Raw genomic sequence first — 22,022 nt, forward strand, 5'->3', positions numbered from 1 at the left:
CCGACCGGCATTAGAGGCGCAATCCCGCAAGCCTTTGACCGGACTCGCCAGCAAAATGAGACCCGAACGCTATAATTTTGCCGAGGCGGAGCCCCGCTGGCAAAAGATTTGGGAAGAAAAACAGTCTTTTAAGGCAGGCGACAGCGCCGGCGCGCCCAAATATTACGTGCTCGAGATGTTTCCCTATCCCTCGGGTCGGCTGCACATGGGCCATGTGCGCAATTACTCGATGGGGGACGTCATCGCGCGCTTCATGCGCGCCAGGGGCTTCGACGTCCTGCATCCGATGGGGTGGGACGCCTTCGGCCTGCCCGCCGAAAACGCCGCGGCGCAGACCGGCGCGCATCCGGCGCAATGGACCTACGCCAATATCGCGGCGATGCGGGCGCAGCTCAAAACGCTGGGGCTGTCGCTCGACTGGTCGCGCGAGATCGCGACCTGCGATCCCGAATATTACGGGCGCCAGCAGAAGCTTTTCCTCGATTTCCTGAAAGCCGGCATCGTCGACCGCAAGAAGTCGAAAGTGAATTGGGACCCGGTCGACATGACGGTGCTCGCCAATGAGCAGGTCATCGACGGCCGTGGCTGGCGCTCAGGCGCGCTCGTCGAGCAGCGCGAGCTGACGCAGTGGTTCTTCAAGATCACCGACTATTCCGAAGAGCTGCTCTCCGCGCTCGACGATCTCGAGCGCTGGCCCGACAAGGTGCGGCTCATGCAGCGCAACTGGATCGGGCGCTCGGAAGGCATGCTCGTGCGCTTCGCGCTGGCGCAGCCGCTCGGAGAAACGCGCGAGATCGAAGTCTTCACCACCCGCGCCGACACGCTGTTTGGCGCGAAATTCGTCGCGCTCGCCGCCGATCATCCGCTGGCGAAGGCCGCCGCGCAGAAGGACCCGGCGCTTGCCGCCTTCGCCGAGGAGTGCCGGCGCGGGGCGACGTCCGCTGAAGCGATCGAGACCGCGGAAAAGATGGGCTACGATACGGGGCTGCGCGTCGTTCACCCCTTCGACCCGAGTTGGACGCTGCCGGTCTATGTCGCGAATTTCATCCTGATGGATTACGGGACGGGCGCGATCTTCGGCTGTCCGGCGCATGACCAGCGCGACCTCGATTTCGCGACGAAATACGCGCTCGGCTTCAAGGTCGTCGTCTGCCCGGAAAATCTCGATCCGCAGCAGCTCGAAACGCAGATCGCGACAAGCGGCGAAGCCTTCGAGGCTGAGGGGAGGCTGGTGAATTCCGGATTTCTCGACGGCATGACCGTGCCGCAGGCGAAGGACGACGTCACCAACCGTCTGACGACGACGGCGCTGTTCGGCCATCCTCAGGGCGAGCGGAAGGTGAATTACAAGCTGCGCGACTGGGGGATTTCGCGTCAGCGCTACTGGGGTTGCCCGATCCCCATTATCCATTGCGAGACTTGCGGGCCGGTTCCGGTTCCCGAGGCCGATCTGCCGGTCAGGCTGCCCGAAGACGTCTCCTTCGATCAGCCGGGCAATCCGCTCGATCGCCACGCAAGCTGGAAAAATGTCCCGTGTCCCTCATGCGGCGCGCCGGCGCGGCGCGAGACGGACACGATGGACACTTTCGTCGACTCGTCCTGGTATTACGCCCGCTTCGCCGACCCGCATAATGAGACGGCGCCGGCGAGCGCCGAGGCGCTCGCGCGCTGGCTGCCGGTCGATCAATATATCGGCGGCATCGAGCACGCGATTCTGCATCTTCTCTATTCGCGCTTCTTCGCCCGCGCCATGCGCGATTCCGGCCATGCCGCGGTGGCGGAGCCGTTCGCCGGACTCTTCACCCAGGGCATGGTCGTGCATGAGACCTATCGCGCGCCGGACGGCCAGTGGGTCGCGCCGTATGATGTCCGGATCGAAGCCAAGGACGGCGGTCGCCGCGCCTTTCTCGTCGACGGCGACGTGGAGATCGGCATCGGCCCGATCGAAAAAATGTCGAAGTCGAAAAAGAACACGGTCGATCCCGACGATATCGTGGCGAGCTATGGCGCCGATACGGCGCGCCTCTTCGTCCTGTCCGACAGCCCGCCCGATCGCGACGTCATCTGGTCGGACGAGGGAGCGCAGGGCGCATGGCGCTTCGTTCAGCGCCTATGGAGGCTGACCGGCGAACTGGGGCATGTGGCCGCGCCCGTCGGGGCTGAGCCGCCGGCGGCGTTTCACGATCTCGCGCTCGCCGTGCGCAAGGCGACGCATCGTTCGATCGCCCAGGCGAGCGAAAATATCGAGCGGTTGCGCTTCAACAGCGCCATCGCCCGCATCCGCGAATTCGCCAATGAGCTGACCAGCGCGCTCGACGCCGTGACCGAAACGCCCGTTCCGGACGATCTCGCCTTCGCCTTCCGCGAGGCGGCGGACGCGCTCATTCGGCTTGTCGCGCCGATGACGCCGCATGTCGCCGAGGAATGCTGGGCCGATTTGGGCCACAAAGGTCTGGTTGCTGAAGCGTCGTGGCCGGCGGCCGATCCTACCCTGTTGGCCCAGGAGATGATAAGCCTGCCGGTGCAGGTCAACGGCAAAAAGCGCGCCGAAATTCTTGTCGCCCATGACGCGGACGAAGAAACGATTCGCAAAGAGGCTTTGGCGCAAGATGGCGTTCAGCGCGCCATGGAAGGCAAGCCGCTGAGGAAGTTCATTCTCGTTCCGAAAAGGATCGTCAATGTTGTCGTCTAGCAAATCGGCGGTCGGCAGGTCGGCAGTCGGCGCGGGTCCTATTGCCGATGGCCGACCGCCGATTGCCCTGTTCCGGCAAGTGATGGTTGTTTTGGCGGCGCTGCTCGCCCTGCCGCTCGCCGGCTGCATCCAGCCGCTTTATGCGCCGGCAGGATTTGGGCTCGACTCCGCGCCGCTCGCGGCCGAGCTGCAGTCGGTCGCGGTTGACGAAATTCCGCAGCGGCTCGGCCACTATGTCCGAAATGAGCTGATTTTCGGCCTGAACGGCACTGGCTCGCAGCCGCCGCCGCGCTACCGGCTGATGGTCGTGCTCCGCGAGCGCGTGCAGACGCCGATTCTCGACACCGTGACCGGCCGCGCCACTTCGGCGACGGTGATCGTCGACGCCGAATATCGGCTCGTCACCATCCCTGATGAGGTGGAGGTCACGAAAGGCATCGCTTTCAACGTCGCGAGCTACGATCGATTCTCGAACCGTTTCTCCAATGTGCGCGCCGCACGCGACGCCGAGATCCGTAACGCGCGGGTCATCGCCGATTCGATCCGCACCAGAATCGCCACCGTGCTCGCTACGCGCCTGTCGCCTGTCCCGGCTCCCGCCGTCGTTCGCTATTGACGGCGGAGACCGACAATAGCGCCTCATGACGGCGGTCAAGAGTCGCGACGCCGAACGCTTCATCGCCGCGCCGCCCGAGGGCGTCTTTCTTTTCCTGGTCTTCGGCTCAGACGCGGGCATGGTGCGTGAGCGCGCGCTCGCGCTCGTCTCAAAACGCGTCGACGATCGCCGCGATCCCTTCCAATTCGTCGAGATGAGCGGCGATGGCGTCGCCTCCGACCCGCTGGCGCTGCTCGACGAGGCCAACACCACGCCGCTCTTTGGCGGACGGCGCGCCATCCTCGTCGAGACCGGCGGCAAATCCGTCATTCCGGCGCTGACGTCGCTTATCGGAGCCCCGCCGGCGCATTGCACGGTCGTGCTGACCGCTGGCGCGCTGAGGCGCGACGCGCCGCTGCGCAAGCTGGTCGAGGGCGCCAAGCAGGGCGCGGCGATCGAGTGCCAGCCCGACGCGGAAGCTGATTTGCAGGCGCTGATCGATCGTAGCCTGCGCGACGCCGGCCTTGTCGCGAGTCCGGAAGCCCGCGGCCTGCTGCTCGGCGCGCTTGGGGAAGACCGGCTGATGAGTCGCGCCGAGCTTGAAAAGCTCGCGCTCTACATGCATGGCCGCGAACATGTCGAGGCAAAGGACGTCGAAGCGATCGTCGCGCATGCATCGAACATCGCGTCGGATCGCATGGTGACGGCGGCTTTCGCGGGCGCCGCCGATATCGGCGCGGCGCTCGACGCCTATTTCGCGCAGGACGGCGATGCGCAGCAGCTTGTCATCGGGGCGCTGCGCTACGCCGTGGCGCTGCACCGCGCCCGTCTCGCCATGGAGCGCGAGGGCGGGCGAACCGACGCCGGCGTTACGGCGCTGATGCGCGCGGGGTTCGGCTTCATGCACCGCGCGCTGATGGATGAACAGCTCAAGAGCTGGTCATCCGCGCGTCTCGGCGCGCTGATCGAGCCGCTGCGCGCCGCACAGATGCAGGCGCGCGCCAACGCCGGCGTGGCGCAGATGGAGGCAGAGCGCGCGCTGTGGAACGTCGCGCGCGCGGCGCGGCGGTAAGAGCGCGGCGTCAGTCCCGGTCCGGCGCGCCGAGAGGAAAATAAGCGCGATAAGGTCTTGCTTCGTCCACGGCTCTCGCGAAGGAGGGGCGCGCGAGCACCCGCCCGCGATAGGCCTTCACATTGACCAGCGCGTTGTCGATGGGGTGCGCCCAGTCGGCGTAGAAAAGCGCCGGCGCCGCCGCGCAATCGGCGAGCGAGAAATCCTCTCCCGCCGCCCATTCGCGACCTTTCAGCTTTTCGTTCAGCCAGCCGTATGCCGTGTCGAGCGCCCGACGCGCTTCAGCGACTCCAAATGAATCGCGATTCTCTTCCGGCCGCAGACGATCCAACACGATCTTTTGCATCGGCGTCATGATGTAATTGTCGAAGAACCGATCCATGAAGCGGACATCTACCGCCGCCTGCGCATCGCGCGGCACGAGCGTCGTTCGGCCAGGATGGCGCAGGTCGAGGTATTCGATGATGACGCTTGCCTCCATGACGCTGCGGTCTTCGTCGAGCAGAAGCGGAAAGCGTTTGATCGGCCAAAGCGCGGCCCACTCCGCTGCCGCTTGCTTGTCTTCGAGCGAGCGAAACTGGAAAGCCGTGTCGTTCTCGTAAAGCGCAATCAGCGCCTTTTGCGTGTAGGACGAAAACGGATGCCCATAGAGCTTCAGCGTCATCACGCTTTCTCATCGAGCAGAGGCTCGAAGCCGCCAAAGATCATCCGCTTGCCGTCGAAGGGCATATCGCCGAGCGCCTTCATGCGCGGATCCTCATACATTTTCTTGTGGCTCGCGTCGCGTATGTCCTTCGACGGCCAGACAATCCATGAGAAAACCACCTGCTCGCCGGATTGCGCTGCAACCGCGCGTTTGAAGTCGGTGAGCTTGCCGTCAGGCAAATCGTCGCCCCAGCATTCCATCAGTTCCAGCGCGCCGAATTCCTTGAAGATTGGCCAGGCGAGTGCGGCCATTTTCCTGTAGGCGTCCTTGTTTTCCGCCGGCACGGGAATCACGAAACCGTCGACATAGCTCATTGCGCCGCTCCTTCTTTCTGACACGCCTTTGAGGCGGCCTCGGCGTCCATCCACATAATCTCCCAGATATGACCGTCGAGATCTTCGAAGCTGCGGCCATACATGAAGCCAAAATCTTGGGTCGGGATCGGATCCGCCGCGCCGCCGGCGCGCGTCGCCTTTTCAACGACGGCGTCGACGTCGGCGCGACTGTCGGCCGAAATACAGATCAGAACTTCTGCGCTCCTATGCGCATCGGCGATCTCTTTCGTCGTGAACTGACGGAATTTCTCATGGGTCAAAAGCATCGCGTGAATGGTGTCGGAGAAAACCAGGCAGGACCCGGTGTGGTCGGAGAACTGCGGGTTCTTCCTGGCTCCGACCGCCTCGTAGAAAGCGGTCGCCCTGGGCAGATCGGCGACCGGAAGATTGATGAAAACAAGCTTGGACATGGAAGCTCCTTAAACCGCACGTTGCCGAACCTACCGCACAAGTTATAAAATGCAACAATGAAGTTAGTAAAAATAACTAAAAAGGATAGGACTCGCCCTTCCGCGCGCACCTATGACGACGCCTGCGGCGCCGCCCATGCGCTCGATCTTATTGGCGAACGCTGGGCGCTGCTGGTGATGCGCGAACTGATGTTCGGGCCGAAAAGATTCAGCGACCTGCGCGCCGATCTTCCCGGAATCAGCGCCAATGTGCTGACGCAGCGGCTGGAGCGGCTGGAGGAAATTGGCGCGCTGAGCCGGCGCAAGCTGCCGCCCCCGGCGGCGAGTCATGTCTATGAATTGACGCCCTGGGGCTATGAGATCGAGCCCGTCTTAAGCGTCTTGGGCCGCTGGGCGGCGCGCTCGCCGCTGCACGACCCGACGCTGCCTTTGAGCGCGGCCTCGCTGATGCTGTCGTTCAAGACGATGTTCGACGCGAGCAGCGCGAAGGGACTGAACGCGCGCGTCGGGTTTCGCATCGGCGACGAGACGTTCCTCGTGCAGATCCATGGCGGCGCATGCGAGGCTGCGCGACAAGCATTGGATGGCGCCGACGTCGTCTTCGCCGGGCCGGCGAGGGCGATCGCCGCGGCGGTCTATGGCGGCGCGCCGCTTCAGGCGCTTGAGGCTGAGAAGGCGCTCGCGATCGAGGGCGACCGCACTCTCGCAAAGCGATTCACCAGGCTCTTTCCGCTGCCGCAAAAAGCGTGAGGATCACGCCGCGCTGGCGAGGCTCTCGAAAAGGCCGCGGCCGTCGGTTCCGCCGACGAGCGCGTCGATGAGATTTTCAGGATGCGGCATCAGGCCGAGCACATTGCGCCTGTCCGAATAAATGCCGGCGATATCGTTGCGCGAGCCGTTGGGATTAGCCTCGCCGCCGACGTTGCCGGCGGAGTCGCAATAGCGAAAGGCGACGAGGCCTTCGCCCTCCAGCCGATCTATCGTCGCATCGTCGGCTTCGTAATTGCCCTCGCCATGCGCGATGCAGACTTCGATCGTCTGACCTTTTGCGTATTGCCGCGTGAAGGCGGTGTCGTTCCGCTCCACCTTGAGATGCTGCATCCGACAGACGAAGCGCAAATTGGCGTTGCGCATCAGCACGCCCGGCAGCAGGCCGCTTTCGCAGAGAATCTGGAAGCCGTTGCAGACGCCGAGCACCAGACCGCCGCGCGCGGCGTGCGCGCGCACTGCGTCCATGATGGCGGCGCGGCCGGCGATCGCGCCACAGCGCAGATAATCGCCGTAGGAAAAGCCTCCGGGCAATACGACGAGGTCAGTCCCGGCGGGGAGCTCGTGGTCGGCGTGCCACAGCATCGAGGGCGCCCGCCCGGTCGCCTGTGTCAGCGCGCGGGCCATGTCGCCTTCGCGATTGGAGCCGGGGAAAACGACGACGGCGGCTTTCATCACAGATCGATCTGATAGTTTTCGATCACGGTGTTGGCGAGCAGCTTCTCGCAGGCCGCCTGCAACTGCGCCTTGGCGGCGCTGGCGTCGGCGCAGGCGAGCTCCACGTCGAACACCTTGCCTTGCCGCACGTTCGCGACGCCTTCGACGCCTAGCGATTTCAGCGCGCCTTCGATCGCCTTGCCCTGCGGATCGAGGACGCCGGATTTGAGGGTGACGACGACGCGGGCTTTCATGCGCTGTTCCAACTTCAGATGGCGGAACGGTTAGCGGCTCGCCGCGCGCTGCGCAAGCCGTGCGTTAGAGCAGACCCGTGCCGCGGTAAATCTCGCGCAAGTTGATGCACGCGCCGATGACGGGCAGGTCGAGCACGCTCTCCGCCGTCTCGAAACGGCGTTCCGAGAACTCGTTGGCGTGATCGAAGGAGACGACTTCAACCGCGTCCTGCGCGATGACCACATACTGCCTGAGCGACGGCAGCGTCGCATAGGCTTTCCGTTTCCAGCGCAGATCCTTGTTAGCTGTGGATGGCGAAAGAACCTCAAACGCGATGATCATGTCATTGCATTCGACGCCAGTGAACGTCGCGGGTCGAATCAGAACGTCAGGAACTGGCACGCTGATGTCGGAAATGCGGACGCCCAGCCCCGGCAGCACCTCCCAAGGAGCGCTGGTCTCGCGCGCCAGCGCATCTAGCAGTACCGTGAGATTGCGAATGATCGTCTGATGCAGACGGCTCGCGGAAGCGTTCAAGACCGGCTCCCCTTCGATCAGCTCCCATTTTTCGTCGTCGGGGCGCGTCGCGGTGAACGCGAAGAATTCCTCCGCGCGCATCGGACCTGAATCGAGATGAGGAACGCCCATGGCGGCCCTTCGGGATTGCCTACTGCACGAGCTTCGGCGCGCCGGTGCGGATCGTCTCGTTTTCCTGCATGATGCCGAGACGGCGCGCGACTTCGGTATAAGCCTCGACCAGCCCGCCCAAGTCGCGGCGGAAGCGATCCTTGTCGAGCTTGTCGTTCGACTTGATGTCCCACAGCCGGCAGCTGTCGGGCGAAATCTCGTCGGCGACGACGATTCGCATCATGTCGCCTTCCCAGAGCCGACCGCATTCCATCTTGAAGTCGACGAGGCGGATGCCGACGCCGAGGAAAAGCCCGGAGAGAAAATCGTTGACGCGGATGGCGAGCGCCATGACGTCGTCGATCTCCTGGGGAGTCGCCCAGCCGAAGGCGGTGATATGCTCCTCGGACACCATCGGATCGTCGAGCGCGTCGTTCTTATAGTAGAATTCGATGATCGAGCGGGGCAGTTGCGTGCCCTCTTCCATCCCGAGACGCTTGGCCAGCGAGCCGGCCGCGACGTTGCGCACGACGACTTCGAGCGGGATGATTTCCACCTCGCGGATGAGCTGCTCGCGCATGTTCAGCCGGCGGATGAAGTGGGTCGGCACGCCGATGCTGTTCAAATGCTGGAAGATATACTCGGAGATCCGGTTGTTGAGCACGCCCTTCCCGTCGATCACCTCGTGTTTCTTCGCGTTGAAGGCCGTGGCGTCGTCCTTGAAGTGCTGAATCAAAGTGCCGGGCTCCGGGCCCTCATAGAGGACCTTGGCCTTGCCTTCGTAGATGCGGCGTCGGCGGTTCATTGGGATCAACCGGGGCTTGAGGAAGTCCATGTGGCGGGTCGTCGCTCCTCCGAAGTGTGAACCCATGCCGGCTTCTGGGTGGGAGCGGCGGCGGGCGTGCGCCCTGCCGCGAGCACCGGCGGTCCTAGCGTCTTTGGCGGCCAGTGACAAGCCGACAGGGCACTCTATCGCAAAGGGAAAGACGATACAATGAAACTGAGAGGGCGGCGGCCAAGCGGCGCCGTCGCCGTGTCAGTCTTTCGCACGCGTCGGCGCCCGTAATTTGAGCATCTGGTCGCCGATTTTTTCGAATGCGCCCGCTCGCCCCTGCGACGCTCAGGGCGCAAACGGAAGCTGCCTTGGCTATTTCCAGCCGGCCTTCTTCTCGCAGTCCTGCTGGGCCTCAGGATTGGCCTTTTCCCATTGGGTGACGGACCGGGTTTCGTTATCGTCCATCTTCTCGTTCATGCATATGCAATAGGCGCGGATAATGTCGGGCGTCCCGCCTTCCTCGCCTTTGTTATCGCTGATGCACTGATTGATCCATTTGAGGTCGTCGCTCGTCATTTTCTGGGCGAAGGCCGGGCTCGTAAGCGCCAAGGCGAATAACATAGCGCATGCAAATTTCTTCATGAAACGCTCCTACGGTGTCTGATGGCCGGACGGAAAACACTACGCCTCGACAAATAGCCGCACCGGCGCGCTTATTGCAATTCGGCGCGGCGCGCGGCTCTGTTCGCGCTCGCACCGCGGCGGGCAGGGACGGGGGGCGGTTTCGTCGCGGCCAGGACCACGCTTTCCGGCATTGGCTTTGCGCGCGAATACGCATATATCGAGCCCACGCCGATGCGGCGCATGATCGCCGAGTCCTGATTATAAGAACAACCCGGCCGAGGATGGACATGAGCACGTTCGACCAGCGCGAAGATTCCTTCGAAAAACGCTTTGTCCATGAAGAGGAGCTGCAGTTCCGCGCCGAAGCGCGCCGCAACAAGCTGCTTGGCCTCTGGGCGGCCGAAAAACTCGGCAAGACGGGCGCCGAGGCGCAGGCCTACGCGGACGCCTTGGTCGCAGCGGAAGTGACCGCCGACGCCGATGAGCGGGTCGTGGCCTTGATCAAGAAGGATTTTGAGGCGGCGGCCGTGAACCAGTCCGAGCATCAGATCCGCCGCACCATGGACGAGATGCTGGCCAAGGCGAAGGCCGAGATCAAGTCGGGCCAATAGCCGGCCTTTATTCATTTTCTTGGGCGATCCTCGCTTATGCGCGATTCGTCCTTAAGAGCGCCCCGACAGAAGCCGCTTCCCGACGCCTCCTATTTTCAGGCGGCGCCGGCGATCGCCGAGGAAGCGGCGCTATGGTTGCGCTATCTTGCCGGCGAGCGGCGCGCCTCCCGGCACACAGTCGACGCCTATGGCCGGGACCTCGCCACGTTTTTGGGCTTTCTGGCGCAGCATAGGGGTGAGCGGCCGGACGCTGCCGCGCTTAAGTCGCTTCAACCCCCCGACTTGCGCGCTTTCATGGCCAAGCGTCGCCGCGATGGCTTGGAAAGCCGGTCGCTGCTGCGGGCGCTCGCCGCCGTTCGCAATTTTCTGCGCTTCATTGAGAAGAAGGGCCTCGCCCGCACCGACGTCTTTGGCGCCGTGCGTCCGCCCAAGCGCCCGCATAGCCTCCCCAAGGCGCTCACCGTGCCCGACGCCCGCGACGTTGTGGACCCCGAACAACGAGCGGGCGAAGCGCGAGAGCCCTGGGTGATCGCTCGCGACGCCGCCGTGCTGGCGCTGCTCTACGGCGCCGGACTGCGAATTTCCGAGGCGCTGTCGATCGGGAGCGCCGAGGCGCCGGTCGGCGCCGCCGATCGGGTCACGATCCTGGGGAAGGGCGGCAAGAGCCGGACCGTGCCGGTCATCGCGCCGGTGCGCTCGGCGATCGAGGCCTATCTCGCGCTCTGTCCCTATGATCTTGCCGGCGGGCCGCTGTTTGTGGGCGCGCGCGGCGGGCCGCTCTCGCCGCGCATCATTCAGCTTGCCGTCCAGCGCCTGCGCGGAGCGCTCGGCCTGCCCGAGAGCGCGACGCCGCATGCGCTGCGTCATTCCTTTGCAACACATCTTCTGGGTCGCGGCGGCGATCTGCGCACGATCCAGGAATTGCTTGGCCACGCCTCGCTTTCGACGACGCAGATTTATACCGCCGTCGATAAGACGCGGCTCCTCGACGCTTATCGCTCGGCGCATCCGCGCGCGAAGTGACGCTGAAGGCCGCGTGGAACCCCGGAGCCGCGAACTCTACCCTCCCCTTGAGGGGGAGGGTCGCATTGCGAAGCAATGCGGGGTGGGGTGACAGCTCGGATGACTGAAAAGGATGGCGCGCACCGAACCGCTCGTAGAGCGACAATATTTTGAGATGCGGCTCCACCCCACCCCGGCGCTTCGCGCCGACCCTCCCCCTCAAGGGGAGGGTAGCACCGTCGACGCCGCTCGATTTCGCGCAGCGTGCGCAACTCTCACTCCACCGGCTCCACCGCGCTGATCTCGATTCCAAAGCCCGAGAGCCCGACGAACGCGCGGGGCTTAGAGGACGACGAGCGCAGCCGGATCGAGGAGACGCCGAGGTCCTTCAAAATCTGCGCGCCAAGACCGACGTCGAGCCACTGCCGCTTGCGCGTCTCTTCGGCATTCTCCTCCTGGCCCCGTCCGACGATATTCGCCGGCACGCCCGCCGCGCCGTCGCGCAGATAGACGAGCACGCCGCGCCCTTCGCGCGCAAAGCGATGCAGCGTCTTCTTGATCGTGTCGGCGCCACCGAACACATCCGCGAGAATATCGGCGCGATGCAGTCGCGTCGGCACGTCGCGCCCGTCGCCGATCGCGCCCAGAACGAAGGCGAAGTGCTGCACGCTGTCGAACGGCGTCACATAGGCGTGGCCGATCATTGCCCCGGCCTCTGTCTCGACCGGGAACGTCGCGACGCGTTCGACGAGCTTTTCGCGCGCCTGCCGGAACGCGATAAGATCGGAAACCGACACGAGTTTGAGGGCGTGCGCGCGCGCGAATTCCTCGATCTGGCGTCCGGTCATCACCGTGCCGTCGTCATTGGCGAGTTCGCAGATGACGCCGACCGGCGGCAGGCCGGCGAGCTTGCACAGATCGACGGCGGCTTCCGTATGTCCGGAGCGCATCAGCACCCCGCCGTCCTTGGCGATCAGCGGGAAGACATGGCCGGGCCGCACGAAGTCGCTCGCGCCCATATTGCCGTTGGCGAGCGCGCGCACCGTATTGCAGCGCTGCTCGGCGGAAATGCCGGTGGTGAGCCCGTGGCGCGCATCGACGGTAATGGTGAATGCCGTGGCGAGCGGCGCGTCGTTTTCCGCGACCATGGGCGCAAGATGCAGACGGCGCGCCTCCTCGAGCGTGAGCGGCGCGCAGACGATGCCGCTCGTATGGCGGATGATGAAGGCCATTTTCTCGGGCGTGCAGAGCGACGCGGCGACGACGAGGTCGCCTTCGTTTTCGCGATCGTCATCGTCAGTGACGACGACGATCTCGCCTCTCGCCACGGCTTCGACGGCTTCAGTGATGGAATGGGACAATGAGATCTCCGGAACCCGCCGCTTGCGGCGCCTGCGTCGCATATCTAGCCTTGCCGCGGCGACGTTTCAAACGGGCGGCTGCGCAGCTTTCGCAATTGTCATTCCCGACGCGCGGCGTGCGATCAGAATAAAGACCAGAGTTCCTGACGGCGCTCTGGAGTTCTGATCAGGCCGTCGTCTGCCGGGAATGACATGGCGCAAGGCCAGGTAGAAAGGAGACTCGGTTGCTCGACGCGAAATTGAAGACGCGCTTGATCTCAAGCTTCTTGGGGATGTCGGCTGTCGTGGCCGCGCTGGCGTTCTTATCGCCGCCTGCGCGCGCGGGCGCAAGCCCCTGCGCCGATGTCGAGGAGGGCGGCGCCGCCTACACGGTATGCGACTTCGACGCGCGTAAGAGCGACGTTCGGCTTTTTCTGCGCGACGAGAAAGGCGAAATCTATGGCTCTTTCGCGCGGCTTGCGGACGGACTGGCGAATAAGGGCGAAATGCTCGTTTTCGCGATGAACGCCGGCATGTATGCGGAAGATCGCACGCCGGTCGGCCTCTATGTCGAAAACGGCCGCACGCTGAGCGGCGCGAATACGCGCCCGGGCGCCGGCAATTTCCACCTGAAGCCCAATGGCGTGTTCTGGGTCAATGATGGGCGCGCCGGCGTCACCGAGACCGCGCGCTACTTAAAAAACCCGCAGCGGGCGCAATTCGCCACGCAGTCTGGACCGATGCTCGTCATCGGCGGGCGCATTCATCCGCGCATTCATGGGGACGGCATGTCGCAGAAATTTCGCAACGGCGTCTGCGTCGAGGACGGCCATATCATCCGCTTCGCGATCTCCAACCAGCCGGTGACGTTTCATCAATTCGCGCTGCTTTTTCGCGATCGCCTGCATTGCCCCGACGCGCTCTTTCTCGATGGCGGCTCGGCGTCGGCGCTGTATGCGCCGTCGCTCTCGCGTCACGACCGTTTCGCGCCGACCATGGGGCCGATCCTCGGGGTGGTCGAGAAGGCGAACCGCTAGCTCAGTCGCGTAAGCGCCGCATTGAGCTTTTCGACGCGCGCCGCCGTTTCTTCGCGCCGATCGCGGTGCTCGTCGATCACCTCTTCTTCGGCCTTGGCGAGGAAGCCCTCATTGGCGAGTTTGGCGTCGAGCTTCTTCACCTCGCCTTCAAGCTTGCCGATCTCTTTCGCCAGCCGCGCGCGTTCGGCGCCGAGGTCGATCACGCCTTCGAGCGGCATGGCGGCGACGCCGCCGCGCACGATGATCTGGGCGCTGCTCTTTGGCGCCGCCTCGGCGAAGCCGATGTGCGAGAGGCGCGCCAGCTTGCGGATCGTCTCGTCCCAGCGCGTCGCGCGCGCTTTCAACGCGTCATCGGCGCCGATCAGCAGCAGCTCGGTCTCGCTCGTCAAATTCATTTCCGCACGCAGCGAGCGCACTTCGGAAATAAGATCGACGACCCAGCCGATTTCGCTTTCGGCCTCCGCATCTTCGAGTCCTTCGAGAGAGGGCCAGGCGGCGAGCGCCAGCATCGTCTCGCGCTTGGGACCGTCCGCGCCCTTGATCGCCCAAAGCTCCTCGGTGAGGAAGGGCATGAAGGGATGCAGCAGCGCATAGATCTGGTCGAGAACGAAGGCTGTCGTCGCGCGCGTCTCGTCCTTTTCAGGGCCATCGGCGCCTTGCAACATTGGTTTCGCCAGCTCGACATACCAGTCGCAGAAGACGCTCCAGACAAAGCGATAGACGGCGTTCGCCGCGTCATTGAAGCGATAGGCTTCGATCGCCGCGCTCACGTCCGCGACCGTGCGCGCCGCTTCGCCGATAATCCAGCGGTTCAGCGTAATCTGATTGGCGCGCGGATCGTAGCCCGCAACGCGCGCGCAGCCGTTGATCTCGGCGAAGCGCGAGGCGTTCCACAGCTTCGTCGCGAAATTGCGATAGCCTTCGACGCGCTGCGTCGAGAGCTTGATGTCGCGTCCCTGCGCCGCCATCGCCGCGAGCGTGAAGCGCAGCGCATCGGCGCCATATTCGTCGATGAGGCGCAGCGGGTCGATGACATTGCCCTTCGACTTACTCATCTTCGCGCCCTTCTCGTCGCGAACGAGCGCATGGATATAGACGTCGCGGAAGGGAACCTCGTCCATGAAATAGAGGCCCATCATCATCATGCGGGCGACCCAGAAGAAGATGATGTCGAAGCCGGTGACGAGCGCGCTCGTCGGATAATAGCGCGCGAGCTCCGGCGTCTTCTCCGGCCAGCCGAGAGTCGAGAAGGGCCAGAGCGCCGAGGAAAACCAGGTGTCGAGCACGTCTTCGTCGCGCGTGAGCGTCACGCCGTCGCCGAGCTTGGCGCGCGCCGCGGCAAGCGCCGCTTCTTCGGTCTCTTCGACATAGGCGTTGCCGTCCGCGTCATACCAGGCGGGGATGCGATGACCCCACCAGAGCTGACGCGACACGCACCAGGGCTGGATATTCTCCAGCCACTCGAAATAGGTTTTCTCCCAATTCTTCGGCACGAAAGCCGTGCGGCCCTCGCGCACGGCTTTGAGCGCCGGCTGCGCGAGAGTCTTCGCGTCGACATACCACTGGTCGGTGAGACGCGGCTCGAGCACCGCGCCCGAGCGGTCGCCATGCGGCACCATGTGCTTATGGTCGTCGACGCCCTCGAGCAGCTCGCGCGCCTCCATCAATTCGACGACGCGCTTGCGCGCCGCGAAACGGTCGAGCCCGTCGAGCGCGGAGACTGTCGCCGCAAGTTCGGGGGAGGGGTCGACGCCTTCGTGAAACTCGGCGCTGGCGGCAAGCGTCATCTGCGCCTGCGGGTCGAGCACGTTGACGAGCCGCAATCCGTGCCGCTTGCCGACCTCGAAATCGTTGAAGTCATGCGCCGGGGTGATTTTCACCGCGCCGGTGCCCTTCTCGGGATCGGAATATTCGTCGGCGACGATCGGGATCAGCCTGCCGACGAGTGGCAGACGCACACGTTTTCCAACGAGCGCCGTGTAGCGCTCGTCTTCCGGATGCACGGCGACCGCCGTGTCGCCAAGCATCGTCTCGGGGCGCGTCGTCGCGACGACGATATATTCGCCGGTCTCTTTACCAGCGTCGTCGACGATGGGATATTTGAAGCGCCACAAATGTCCCTTCACTTCGACCTGCTGCACTTCGAGATCGGAGATCGCCGTGTGCAGCGCCGGGTCCCAATTGACGAGACGCTTGTCCTTGTAGAGCAGCCCGTCGCGATAGAGCTGCACGAAAACTTTCACGACGGCGCGCGACAGGCCTTCATCGAGCGTGAAGCGTTCGCGCGACCAGTCGCAGCTGGCGCCGAGCCGCTTCAGCTGCTCGACGATCTTGCCGCCTGACTCCGCCTTCCATTCCCACACGCGCTCGACGAATTTCTCGCGTCCGAGTTCGCGGCGATGCTCCTGGCGCTCCATCAGCTGGCGCTCGACGACCATTTGCGTCGCGATGCCGGCGTGGTCGGTGCCTGGCTGCCAGAGCACGTCGTCGCCCTTCATGCGGCGATAGCGCACGAGAATGTCCTGCAGCGTGTTGTTGAGCGCATGGCCCATATGCAGGCTGCCGGTCACGTTCGGCGGGGGAATGACGATGGCGTAGGGCGCCGCCTGCGCGCGTTCGGGCCGTCCGGCGCGAAAGGCTTGCGCCTCTTCCCACGCGTCTCGGATGCGCGATTCAATCGAGGCGGGAGCGAAGGTTTTTTCCATGGTCATTGGGCAGGAGCCTTTTGGCCCCCACCCTGTCCCTCCCCCGCTTGGCGGGAGAGGGGACGCTAACGATCGGCGTTTCGTCGCACGTCAGTGAAGGCTCGAATCTACTCCCTCTCCCGCGAAGCGGGGGAGGGTTGGGGGAGGGGGTTACGCCAGCGCCTTGAGCGCGCCTTTGCCGGCGTAGATCGCCGCGTCGCCCAGCTCTTCCTCGATACGGATGAGCTGGTTGTATTTGGCGGTGCGGTCGGAACGGGCGAGCGAGCCGGTCTTGATCTGGCCGCTGTTCGTCGCGACGACGAGATCGGCGATGGTCGAATCCTCGGTCTCGCCGGAGCGATGCGAGAAGACGGTGGTGTAGCCGGCGCGATGCGCGGTCTCGACCGAAGCGAGCGTCTCGGTCAGCGTGCCGATCTGATTGACTTTGACGAGCAGCGAATTGGCGACGCCCATCTTGATGCCCTCATTAAGGCGCACGACATTGGTGACGAAAAGATCGTCGCCGACGAGCTGCACTTTGTCGCCGATCGCGTCGGTGAGCTTCTTCCAGCCCTCCCAATCGTCTTCGGCCATGCCGTCCTCGATCGACACGATCGGATAGGCGCCGGCGAGCTTGGCGAGATAGGCGACCTGCTCGTCGATCGAGCGCGTCACGCCTTCGCCTTCGTAGACATATTTGCCGTCCTTGAAGAACTCCGTCGCCGCGCAGTCTGACGCCAGATGCACGTCGACGCCGGGCTTGAAGCCCGCCGTCTCGATCGCCTTCATGATGAAGTCGAGCGCCGCTTCGGCGGAGGGAAGGTTGGGCGCGAAACCGCCTTCGTCGCCGACCGAGGTGCTGAGGCCGGCTTTCTTGAGCGCCGCCTTGAGCGTGTGGAAAATCTCCGCGCCCCAGCGGATGGCGTCGCGCACATTCGGCGCGCCGGTCGGCATGATCATGAATTCCTGGAAGTCGATCGGATTGTCGGCATGCACGCCGCCGTTGACGATGTTCATCATCGGCGTCGGCAGAACCCGCGCCTGCACGCCGCCCACGTAGCGATAGAGCGGCAGCGCTGACGCTTCTGCGGCCGCCTTGGCGACGGCAAGTGACACGCCGAGAATGGCGTTGGCGCCCAGCCGCGACTTGTTCGGCGTCCCGTCGAGCTTGATCATCGCCTCGTCGAGGGCGACCTGATCCTCAGCTTCGAAGCCGAGCAGCGCGCCGGCGATTTCGTCGTTGACGTTGTCGACCGCCGTGAGCACGCCCTTGCCGAGATAGCGCGACTTGTCGCCGTCGCGCTTTTCCGCCGCTTCATGCGCGCCGGTCGAGGCGCCGGACGGCACCGCCGCGCGTCCAGACGATCCATCCTCCAGGGTGACGTCGACCTCGACGGTCGGGTTGCCGCGAGAATCCAGAATTTCGCGGGCGTGGATGTCGACGATCTCGGTCATGGATGCCTCTTCATGATGCGGCGCGGAGCGGCGCGACTTCTTAGACCTATTGCGCCGTCCGGAAAAGCCTCAGCCGCAAAAAGGTTCTGCGTCCGCTGCGGGCTTTTGTGGGATCTGTGCTGCGCCGCGGCGAGACGCGCCGGTGAAATCCGTTGACTGGGGAGGGGACCTCCCTATCCTTGAGCTTGATTAAGGAGCGGACGTTCGCCGCCAAGCGCGACGGTCGGCGGGAGGTTCGGATGGCCCTAAGCACAACGCGATTCGCGCGTGGCGTCGTGTTCACCCTTTGCTTTGGGCTTTGCAGTCCGGCCAGCGCTTGGGCTCAATCGCCGGAGCACGTCGCCGCCGCCAAGGCGACTTTGGAGAAATCTCCCGTCCGAGGCAATTGCGCGCCGGCGCAGGAAGATTTTCTGGGCTGGCCGGCGAGCCTCGTGCAGCGGTGCGAATATCAGAACCAGGACATGCCTGGCCTCGCCTATGTGCTCGACGTCAAGCCGGAAACTCTGGCGCGCTGGGTCGAAACCTCATGCAGCGCGCTGATGGTCGGAGCCGGCCATTGTTTCGACCGGACGTTGAAATGCGCGCTCGACAGCACAGGCGCCAGCTTTGTCATTGGCGGCAATCTGATCGCGGCGCGCAGCGGCGTGAAGCAGAATCGCTTTTATCGCAACGGCGTCGCGATCGTCGCGCCCAAAAGCGGGATGCCGGGCGCCGTGCCGATCGAAGAACAGGAGCAGATCGCGCATATGCCGGAAAAGGACGTGTCGGGGATGCTCGAGCGTGGCGGCGTGGCCGTGTGGAACACCTTGCCCTATCAATTCGCGGTGAAGGCCCTCGAAATCGCCGTGCCGGCGGAGATGAACACGCCGGACAGGCGCGAGAAATGGCTCGAAATGGTGCGCGTCGAAATGCTGAAGGCGCTGGAGAGCCCCGAGAATCGCCTTCTCTCCGGCTGGATGTCGGCGCATCCGATCACCTTGCGCGCGGGCGAATGTCCCGACTCGCGCGACCCGTGAGTTTGGCGCTTGACGCGGCGGCGATCGCGCCTTTGTTACGCGCATGACCAAGTTACTCGCATGACCAAGACGCATAAGGGCGCCGCGCTGCTCGGCCGCATGGCCGCGCTGCCGGCTTCGCCGGACGAGGCCGAACTCGATCTCGTTCCCAATCCGCATAAGGACGCGAACTATCTCGTGCGCTTCACCGCGCCGGAGTTCACCTCGCTTTGCCCGGTGACGGGACAGCCCGATTTCGCGCATATCGTTATCGACTATGTCCCGGCCGAATGGCTGGTCGAGTCGAAGGCGCTGAAGCTTTACCTTGGAAGTTTCCGAAACCACGGCGCCTTTCACGAAGACTGCACGCTGCGGATCGCGCGCGATCTCGTTGCGGCGATGACGCCGAAATGGCTGCGCATCGGCGGCTATTGGTATCCGCGCGGCGGCATGCCGATCGATGTCTTCTGGCAGACCGGCACCCCGCCAGAGGGGCTATGGCTTCCGGACCAGGGCGTGCCGCCCTACCGGGGGCGAGGCTAGACGTTTGGCCGCAAAGCCCAACCTTGTGCCTCCGCCAGTAAATCACCTATGGGTCACAGCGGTCTCCTGACAAAGAGACCGTCCGATCGCGGGACCCAGAGAACATGAAGCTTCGGACGTTTTTCTCGATCTTCTTCCTGTTGCTCGTCGCTCTCGCGGGCGGCAATTTGGCGCTGGGCGTTTTTCTGGAAAAAGCTCAGAAGAATCTGGAGACATCGCACCGAGAATTGCAATCCTTGACCACGCTTGCCGAGGATTTGGTTTTTTCCTCGCAGTGGCAGACTCGCTTTGCGCGAGGTTACATCTCCAGCAACGATCCGAGACGCGTTGAGTGGTACAACACGATCGAAGACATACTAGACGGCAAAGTCGCTCGACCGAAAGACTATGATTCTGGCTATTGGGACCTCGTGAATGGCGGAATCATTCCGCCGCCCGAAAAGAAAAGCGCCGGCGCGGTTTCCATCGAAGAGCGCTTTCTAAGCCAAAATGTCACCGCGCATGAATTGAACAAGCTTAAGGAAGCGCGAAGCTTCCTGGAAAAAGTAGTCGCGATCGAACGCGCCGCAATGCATGCGGTGGATGGCGAATTCGATGATGGCGCTGGAACCTATTCCCGCAAGGGCAAGCCCGATCGCGCTTTAGCGACAAAGCTGCTGTTTAGCGATGAATACCGCAAGCTCAATGGAGATCTGACTCTGAGAATTGCGCAGATGCAGAACTTGATTCGGCAGAGATACGCAGGCCGAATTTCGCAAGAACAGGCGTTCGCCAGCCAATTGTTTGAAGCCAACTCTTACTTGAATATCGGATTGTTTGGCGTGGTTGTTCTGTCCCTGATTTTTTTGCGCAACCGCTTCGCGGTTCGAGCGTCGCATCTCATGTCGGTCGTTCGCGAGATTGGCTCGGGAAATCTGGCGGCTCAAGCCTCGGTCTTCGGAAGCGACGAGATCAGCGAACTCGCCACCACCGTCAACACGATGGCTGCAAATCTGAACGTCGCGTTCGACAAGCTCGAAGACAAGATAAAGCTTTCGGGCAAAGCCTTGTCGGACCTCGAGATCGAACGCTCCCGTTCGGAAAAGCTGCTCCACAATATTCTTCCCGCCGCGATCGCCGAAAGACTGCGTGGCGGAGAGGAGACGATCGCGGAAGTTTTCCCTGAAGTTACGGTATTTTTCTCCGACATTGTCGGTTTCACCGAACTTTCGGCAAAGCTTGGTCCGCATGCCACCGTCAACATGCTCAACGTCCTCTTCGAGAAATTCGACGAACTGGTCGAAAAGCACGGCGTTGAAAAAATTAAGACGATTGGTGACAGCTACATGGTGGTCGGCGGAGTTCCGAACCGGGACCCGTTGCACTGTCAGCACATCGCGGACTTCGCTTTAGACGCGCAAAGTTTCATCATGAGTTTCGCGGAAGGGCTCTCTTACCCGCTCAAAATGCGCATGGGCGTGCACACCGGCACGGTGGCGGCCGGCGTCGTCGGAAAAAAACGATTTTCCTACGATCTATGGGGCGATGTCGTGAATGTCGCCAGCCGATTCGAATCGACTTCCAAGCCCGACAAGATTCACGTGTCCGAAGCGGTGAAGGTGCGTCTCAGCGACGATTACGTATTCCTGGACGGCGGGACCGTCGAATTAAAAGGCAAAGAGGCGACGCGCTCGTTCTTCCTGATCGGCAAAAAGACGCAGATGCCGGGAGTTTTGGAGTTCACGACTCCTGGCGGCGCGCCGGATAGTCCATCCCGACTGCGCCGCGATACGCCTTCATTTGTCCCGGGCTTCGATAGGCGAGCATAGAGATGAGCCAGCTCGCGATCAGGATCGCGGCGATCGCAAAGCCGAAATTGGCGAGATTGTCGTTAAGCCCCTGAACGAGGCGCCAAAGGCCGCCTTCGAAGCCGAGCTTATCGCCGATCAAGCCGAGCGCTTCGATGCCGCCGATGAAAATGGCGACGATCACCGACATCGCGGTCATCACCAGATTGTACCAAAGTTTCCTCAGCGGATCGTCGAACGCCCAGCCGTAGGCTCCAGTCATCACGAGGCTATCCGTGGTGTCCATCAAGGTCATGCCGGCGGTGAACAGGGCCGGAAACACCAGAATCGTCGAAAATGACATGCCTTGCGCGGCCTGCGCCGCCGAAATTCCGAGCAGGCCGATCTCCGTCGCCGTGTCAAAGCCCAATCCGAACAGAAATCCAACGACATACATGTGCCATGACCGCGACACGAAGCGGAACAGCGGGCGGAAAACCCGGGTGAACACGCCTCGCCCGTTGAGCAGACGGTCGAGGTCCTCTTCGAGCACCGGCTCGCCGAGTCGGGCGCGGCTGTAAGCCGACCAGATGCCTCTGAGCAGGAGAAGATTTGCAAGGCCGATGACAATGAGGAACGAAGCGGACGCCATCGTGCCGACGGCGCCGCCGAGGGCCTGAAAGTCACCCGCCTGGCCCTGCATGGCCACGGCCGCCGCCGCCATCATGACCGAAGCGAGGGTGACGAAGGTGGAGTGGCCGAGCGAGAAGAAAAATCCCACCGAATAGGGCGTCTTGCCGTCCTGCATCAATTTGCGGACGACATTGTCGATGGCGGCGATGTGATCGGCGTCGAAGGCGTGGCGAAGTCCAAACATGAACGCCAGAACCGCCGCTCCCATCAGGCCCGGCCGATCGGAGAAGGCCGTCCACGCCCAAGTCCAGGCGAAGACATTCGCCGCGATAATCAAGCCATAGGTCGCCGCAGCCTTGGCTTTGAAATTGTCGCCTTGGTCATCGAAAGGATTGAGCGCCATGACCCCCGCCCGCCTGAGCAATGCAACATTCTAGCGTAATCGCTTAATTATGAAAGTT

At 63.2% G+C, this 22,022-nt stretch carries 22 protein-coding genes; 10 read left to right on the forward strand and 12 right to left on the reverse strand.

The window, feature by feature from the left end; genetic code table 11:
* Positions 1–55: 55 nt before the first annotated feature.
* Genes leuS through holA form a run of 3 tightly spaced genes read left to right on the forward strand, consistent with a single transcriptional unit; the run spans position 56 to position 4,359 of the window.
* On the forward strand, positions 56–2,692 hold the full coding sequence (leuS, locus tag ACPS74_RS15115) for a leucine--tRNA ligase (protein ID WP_029649774.1): 2,637 nt from the start codon (positions 56–58) through the stop codon (positions 2,690–2,692).
* Positions 2,679–3,308 (forward strand): LPS assembly lipoprotein LptE, encoded by a 630-nt coding sequence (locus ACPS74_RS15120; RefSeq protein ID WP_347372276.1) that lies wholly within the window; start codon positions 2,679–2,681, stop codon positions 3,306–3,308. The genes leuS and ACPS74_RS15120 overlap by 14 nt, the downstream gene beginning before the upstream one ends.
* Before the next feature lie 25 nt (positions 3,309–3,333).
* A complete protein-coding gene (holA, locus tag ACPS74_RS15125) occupies positions 3,334–4,359 on the forward strand; it encodes a DNA polymerase III subunit delta (RefSeq protein WP_029649779.1) in 1,026 nt (341 codons plus the stop codon).
* A gap of 10 nt (positions 4,360–4,369) precedes the next feature.
* Here holA and ACPS74_RS15130 read toward each other — a convergent pair whose 3' ends face one another.
* Genes ACPS74_RS15130 through ACPS74_RS15140 form a run of 3 tightly spaced genes read right to left on the reverse strand, consistent with a single transcriptional unit; the run spans position 4,370 to position 5,810 of the window.
* Complete coding sequence (locus tag ACPS74_RS15130) at positions 4,370–5,023, reverse strand: glutathione S-transferase family protein (protein ID WP_029649781.1); 654 nt, start codon at positions 5,021–5,023, stop codon at positions 4,370–4,372.
* Positions 5,023–5,379, reverse strand: coding sequence for a DUF1428 domain-containing protein (locus tag ACPS74_RS15135; protein ID WP_029649783.1), 357 nt, complete (start codon positions 5,377–5,379; stop codon positions 5,023–5,025). The genes ACPS74_RS15130 and ACPS74_RS15135 overlap by 1 nt, the downstream gene beginning before the upstream one ends.
* Positions 5,376–5,810, reverse strand: coding sequence for a VOC family protein (locus ACPS74_RS15140; RefSeq protein ID WP_029649785.1), 435 nt, complete (start codon positions 5,808–5,810; stop codon positions 5,376–5,378). Before ACPS74_RS15140 ends, ACPS74_RS15135 begins: the two co-directional genes overlap by 4 nt.
* Before the next feature lie 57 nt (positions 5,811–5,867).
* Between ACPS74_RS15140 and ACPS74_RS15145 the strand changes: the two genes are divergently transcribed.
* Positions 5,868–6,560, forward strand: coding sequence for a winged helix-turn-helix transcriptional regulator (locus ACPS74_RS15145; protein WP_029649787.1), 693 nt, complete (start codon positions 5,868–5,870; stop codon positions 6,558–6,560).
* 3 nt (positions 6,561–6,563) lie between these two features.
* Here ACPS74_RS15145 and purQ read toward each other — a convergent pair whose 3' ends face one another.
* From purQ to ACPS74_RS15170, 5 genes are all read right to left on the reverse strand, one after another.
* Positions 6,564–7,253: a phosphoribosylformylglycinamidine synthase subunit PurQ gene (gene purQ / locus ACPS74_RS15150; protein ID WP_029649789.1), complete on the reverse strand. Its 690-nt coding sequence runs from the start codon at positions 7,251–7,253 to the stop codon at positions 6,564–6,566.
* Positions 7,253–7,489 (reverse strand): phosphoribosylformylglycinamidine synthase subunit PurS, encoded by a 237-nt coding sequence (gene purS, locus ACPS74_RS15155; protein ID WP_029649790.1) that lies wholly within the window; start codon positions 7,487–7,489, stop codon positions 7,253–7,255. Before purS ends, purQ begins: the two co-directional genes overlap by 1 nt.
* Before the next feature lie 64 nt (positions 7,490–7,553).
* A complete protein-coding gene (locus tag ACPS74_RS15160; RefSeq protein ID WP_029649791.1) occupies positions 7,554–8,117 on the reverse strand; it encodes a Uma2 family endonuclease in 564 nt (187 codons plus the stop codon).
* Between the two features lie 19 nt (positions 8,118–8,136).
* Entirely contained in the window at positions 8,137–8,931 is a 795-nt protein-coding gene (gene purC, locus ACPS74_RS15165; RefSeq protein ID WP_014892432.1) for a phosphoribosylaminoimidazolesuccinocarboxamide synthase, read from the reverse strand.
* Positions 8,932–9,243: 312 nt separating this feature from the next.
* On the reverse strand, positions 9,244–9,513 hold the full coding sequence (locus ACPS74_RS15170) for a hypothetical protein (protein WP_026222811.1): 270 nt from the start codon (positions 9,511–9,513) through the stop codon (positions 9,244–9,246).
* 269 nt (positions 9,514–9,782) lie between these two features.
* Here ACPS74_RS15170 and ACPS74_RS15175 point away from each other — a divergent pair, with 269 nt between their 5' ends.
* On the forward strand, positions 9,783–10,106 hold the full coding sequence (locus ACPS74_RS15175) for a DUF1476 domain-containing protein (protein WP_029649793.1): 324 nt from the start codon (positions 9,783–9,785) through the stop codon (positions 10,104–10,106).
* Between the two features lie 36 nt (positions 10,107–10,142).
* A complete protein-coding gene (locus ACPS74_RS15180; RefSeq protein ID WP_029649796.1) occupies positions 10,143–11,129 on the forward strand; it encodes a tyrosine recombinase XerC in 987 nt (328 codons plus the stop codon).
* A 254-nt stretch (positions 11,130–11,383) separates the two neighbouring features.
* Here the strand turns inward: ACPS74_RS15180 and ribB are convergent, their stop codons facing one another.
* Positions 11,384–12,511 carry a 3,4-dihydroxy-2-butanone-4-phosphate synthase gene (ribB, locus tag ACPS74_RS15185; protein WP_370646320.1) on the reverse strand — a complete coding sequence of 376 codons (1,128 nt, stop codon included), beginning with the start codon at positions 12,509–12,511 and terminating at the stop codon, positions 11,384–11,386.
* A gap of 230 nt (positions 12,512–12,741) precedes the next feature.
* Here ribB and ACPS74_RS15190 point away from each other — a divergent pair, with 230 nt between their 5' ends.
* Entirely contained in the window at positions 12,742–13,485 is a 744-nt protein-coding gene (locus ACPS74_RS15190) for a phosphodiester glycosidase family protein (protein WP_029649802.1), read from the forward strand.
* Here ACPS74_RS15190 and ACPS74_RS15195 read toward each other — a convergent pair.
* Both ACPS74_RS15195 and eno read right to left on the reverse strand, forming a co-directional pair.
* Positions 13,482–16,190, reverse strand: a complete 2,709-nt coding sequence (locus ACPS74_RS15195; RefSeq protein ID WP_029649805.1) for a valine--tRNA ligase — start codon at positions 16,188–16,190, stop codon at positions 13,482–13,484. The two genes, ACPS74_RS15190 and ACPS74_RS15195, sit on opposite strands and share 4 nt — an antisense overlap.
* Before the next feature lie 150 nt (positions 16,191–16,340).
* The gene (gene eno / locus ACPS74_RS15200; protein ID WP_029649808.1) at positions 16,341–17,624 is read right to left on the reverse strand and encodes a phosphopyruvate hydratase; all 1,284 of its coding nucleotides are present in this window, start codon (positions 17,622–17,624) and stop codon (positions 16,341–16,343) included.
* Between the two features lie 239 nt (positions 17,625–17,863).
* Between eno and ACPS74_RS15205 the strand changes: the two genes are divergently transcribed.
* From ACPS74_RS15205 to ACPS74_RS15215, 3 genes are all read left to right on the forward strand, one after another.
* Positions 17,864–18,640, forward strand: a complete 777-nt coding sequence (locus ACPS74_RS15205; RefSeq protein ID WP_029649811.1) for a hypothetical protein — start codon at positions 17,864–17,866, stop codon at positions 18,638–18,640.
* A gap of 60 nt (positions 18,641–18,700) precedes the next feature.
* Positions 18,701–19,162, forward strand: coding sequence for a preQ(1) synthase (queF, locus tag ACPS74_RS15210; protein ID WP_029649814.1), 462 nt, complete (start codon positions 18,701–18,703; stop codon positions 19,160–19,162).
* Positions 19,163–19,731: 569 nt separating this feature from the next.
* Positions 19,732–20,970 carry an adenylate/guanylate cyclase domain-containing protein gene (locus ACPS74_RS15215; RefSeq protein WP_425622382.1) on the forward strand — a complete coding sequence of 413 codons (1,239 nt, stop codon included), beginning with the start codon at positions 19,732–19,734 and terminating at the stop codon, positions 20,968–20,970.
* Here the strand turns inward: ACPS74_RS15215 and ACPS74_RS15220 are convergent.
* Complete coding sequence (locus ACPS74_RS15220; RefSeq protein ID WP_029649818.1) at positions 20,882–21,964, reverse strand: HoxN/HupN/NixA family nickel/cobalt transporter; 1,083 nt, start codon at positions 21,962–21,964, stop codon at positions 20,882–20,884. The genes ACPS74_RS15215 and ACPS74_RS15220 overlap by 89 nt on opposite strands.
* Positions 21,965–22,022 lie beyond the last annotated feature (58 nt).

Origin of the sequence: Methylocystis sp. SB2, assembly GCF_049817085.1 — a bacterium.
GTDB lineage: Bacteria > Pseudomonadota > Alphaproteobacteria > Rhizobiales > Beijerinckiaceae > Methylocystis > Methylocystis rosea.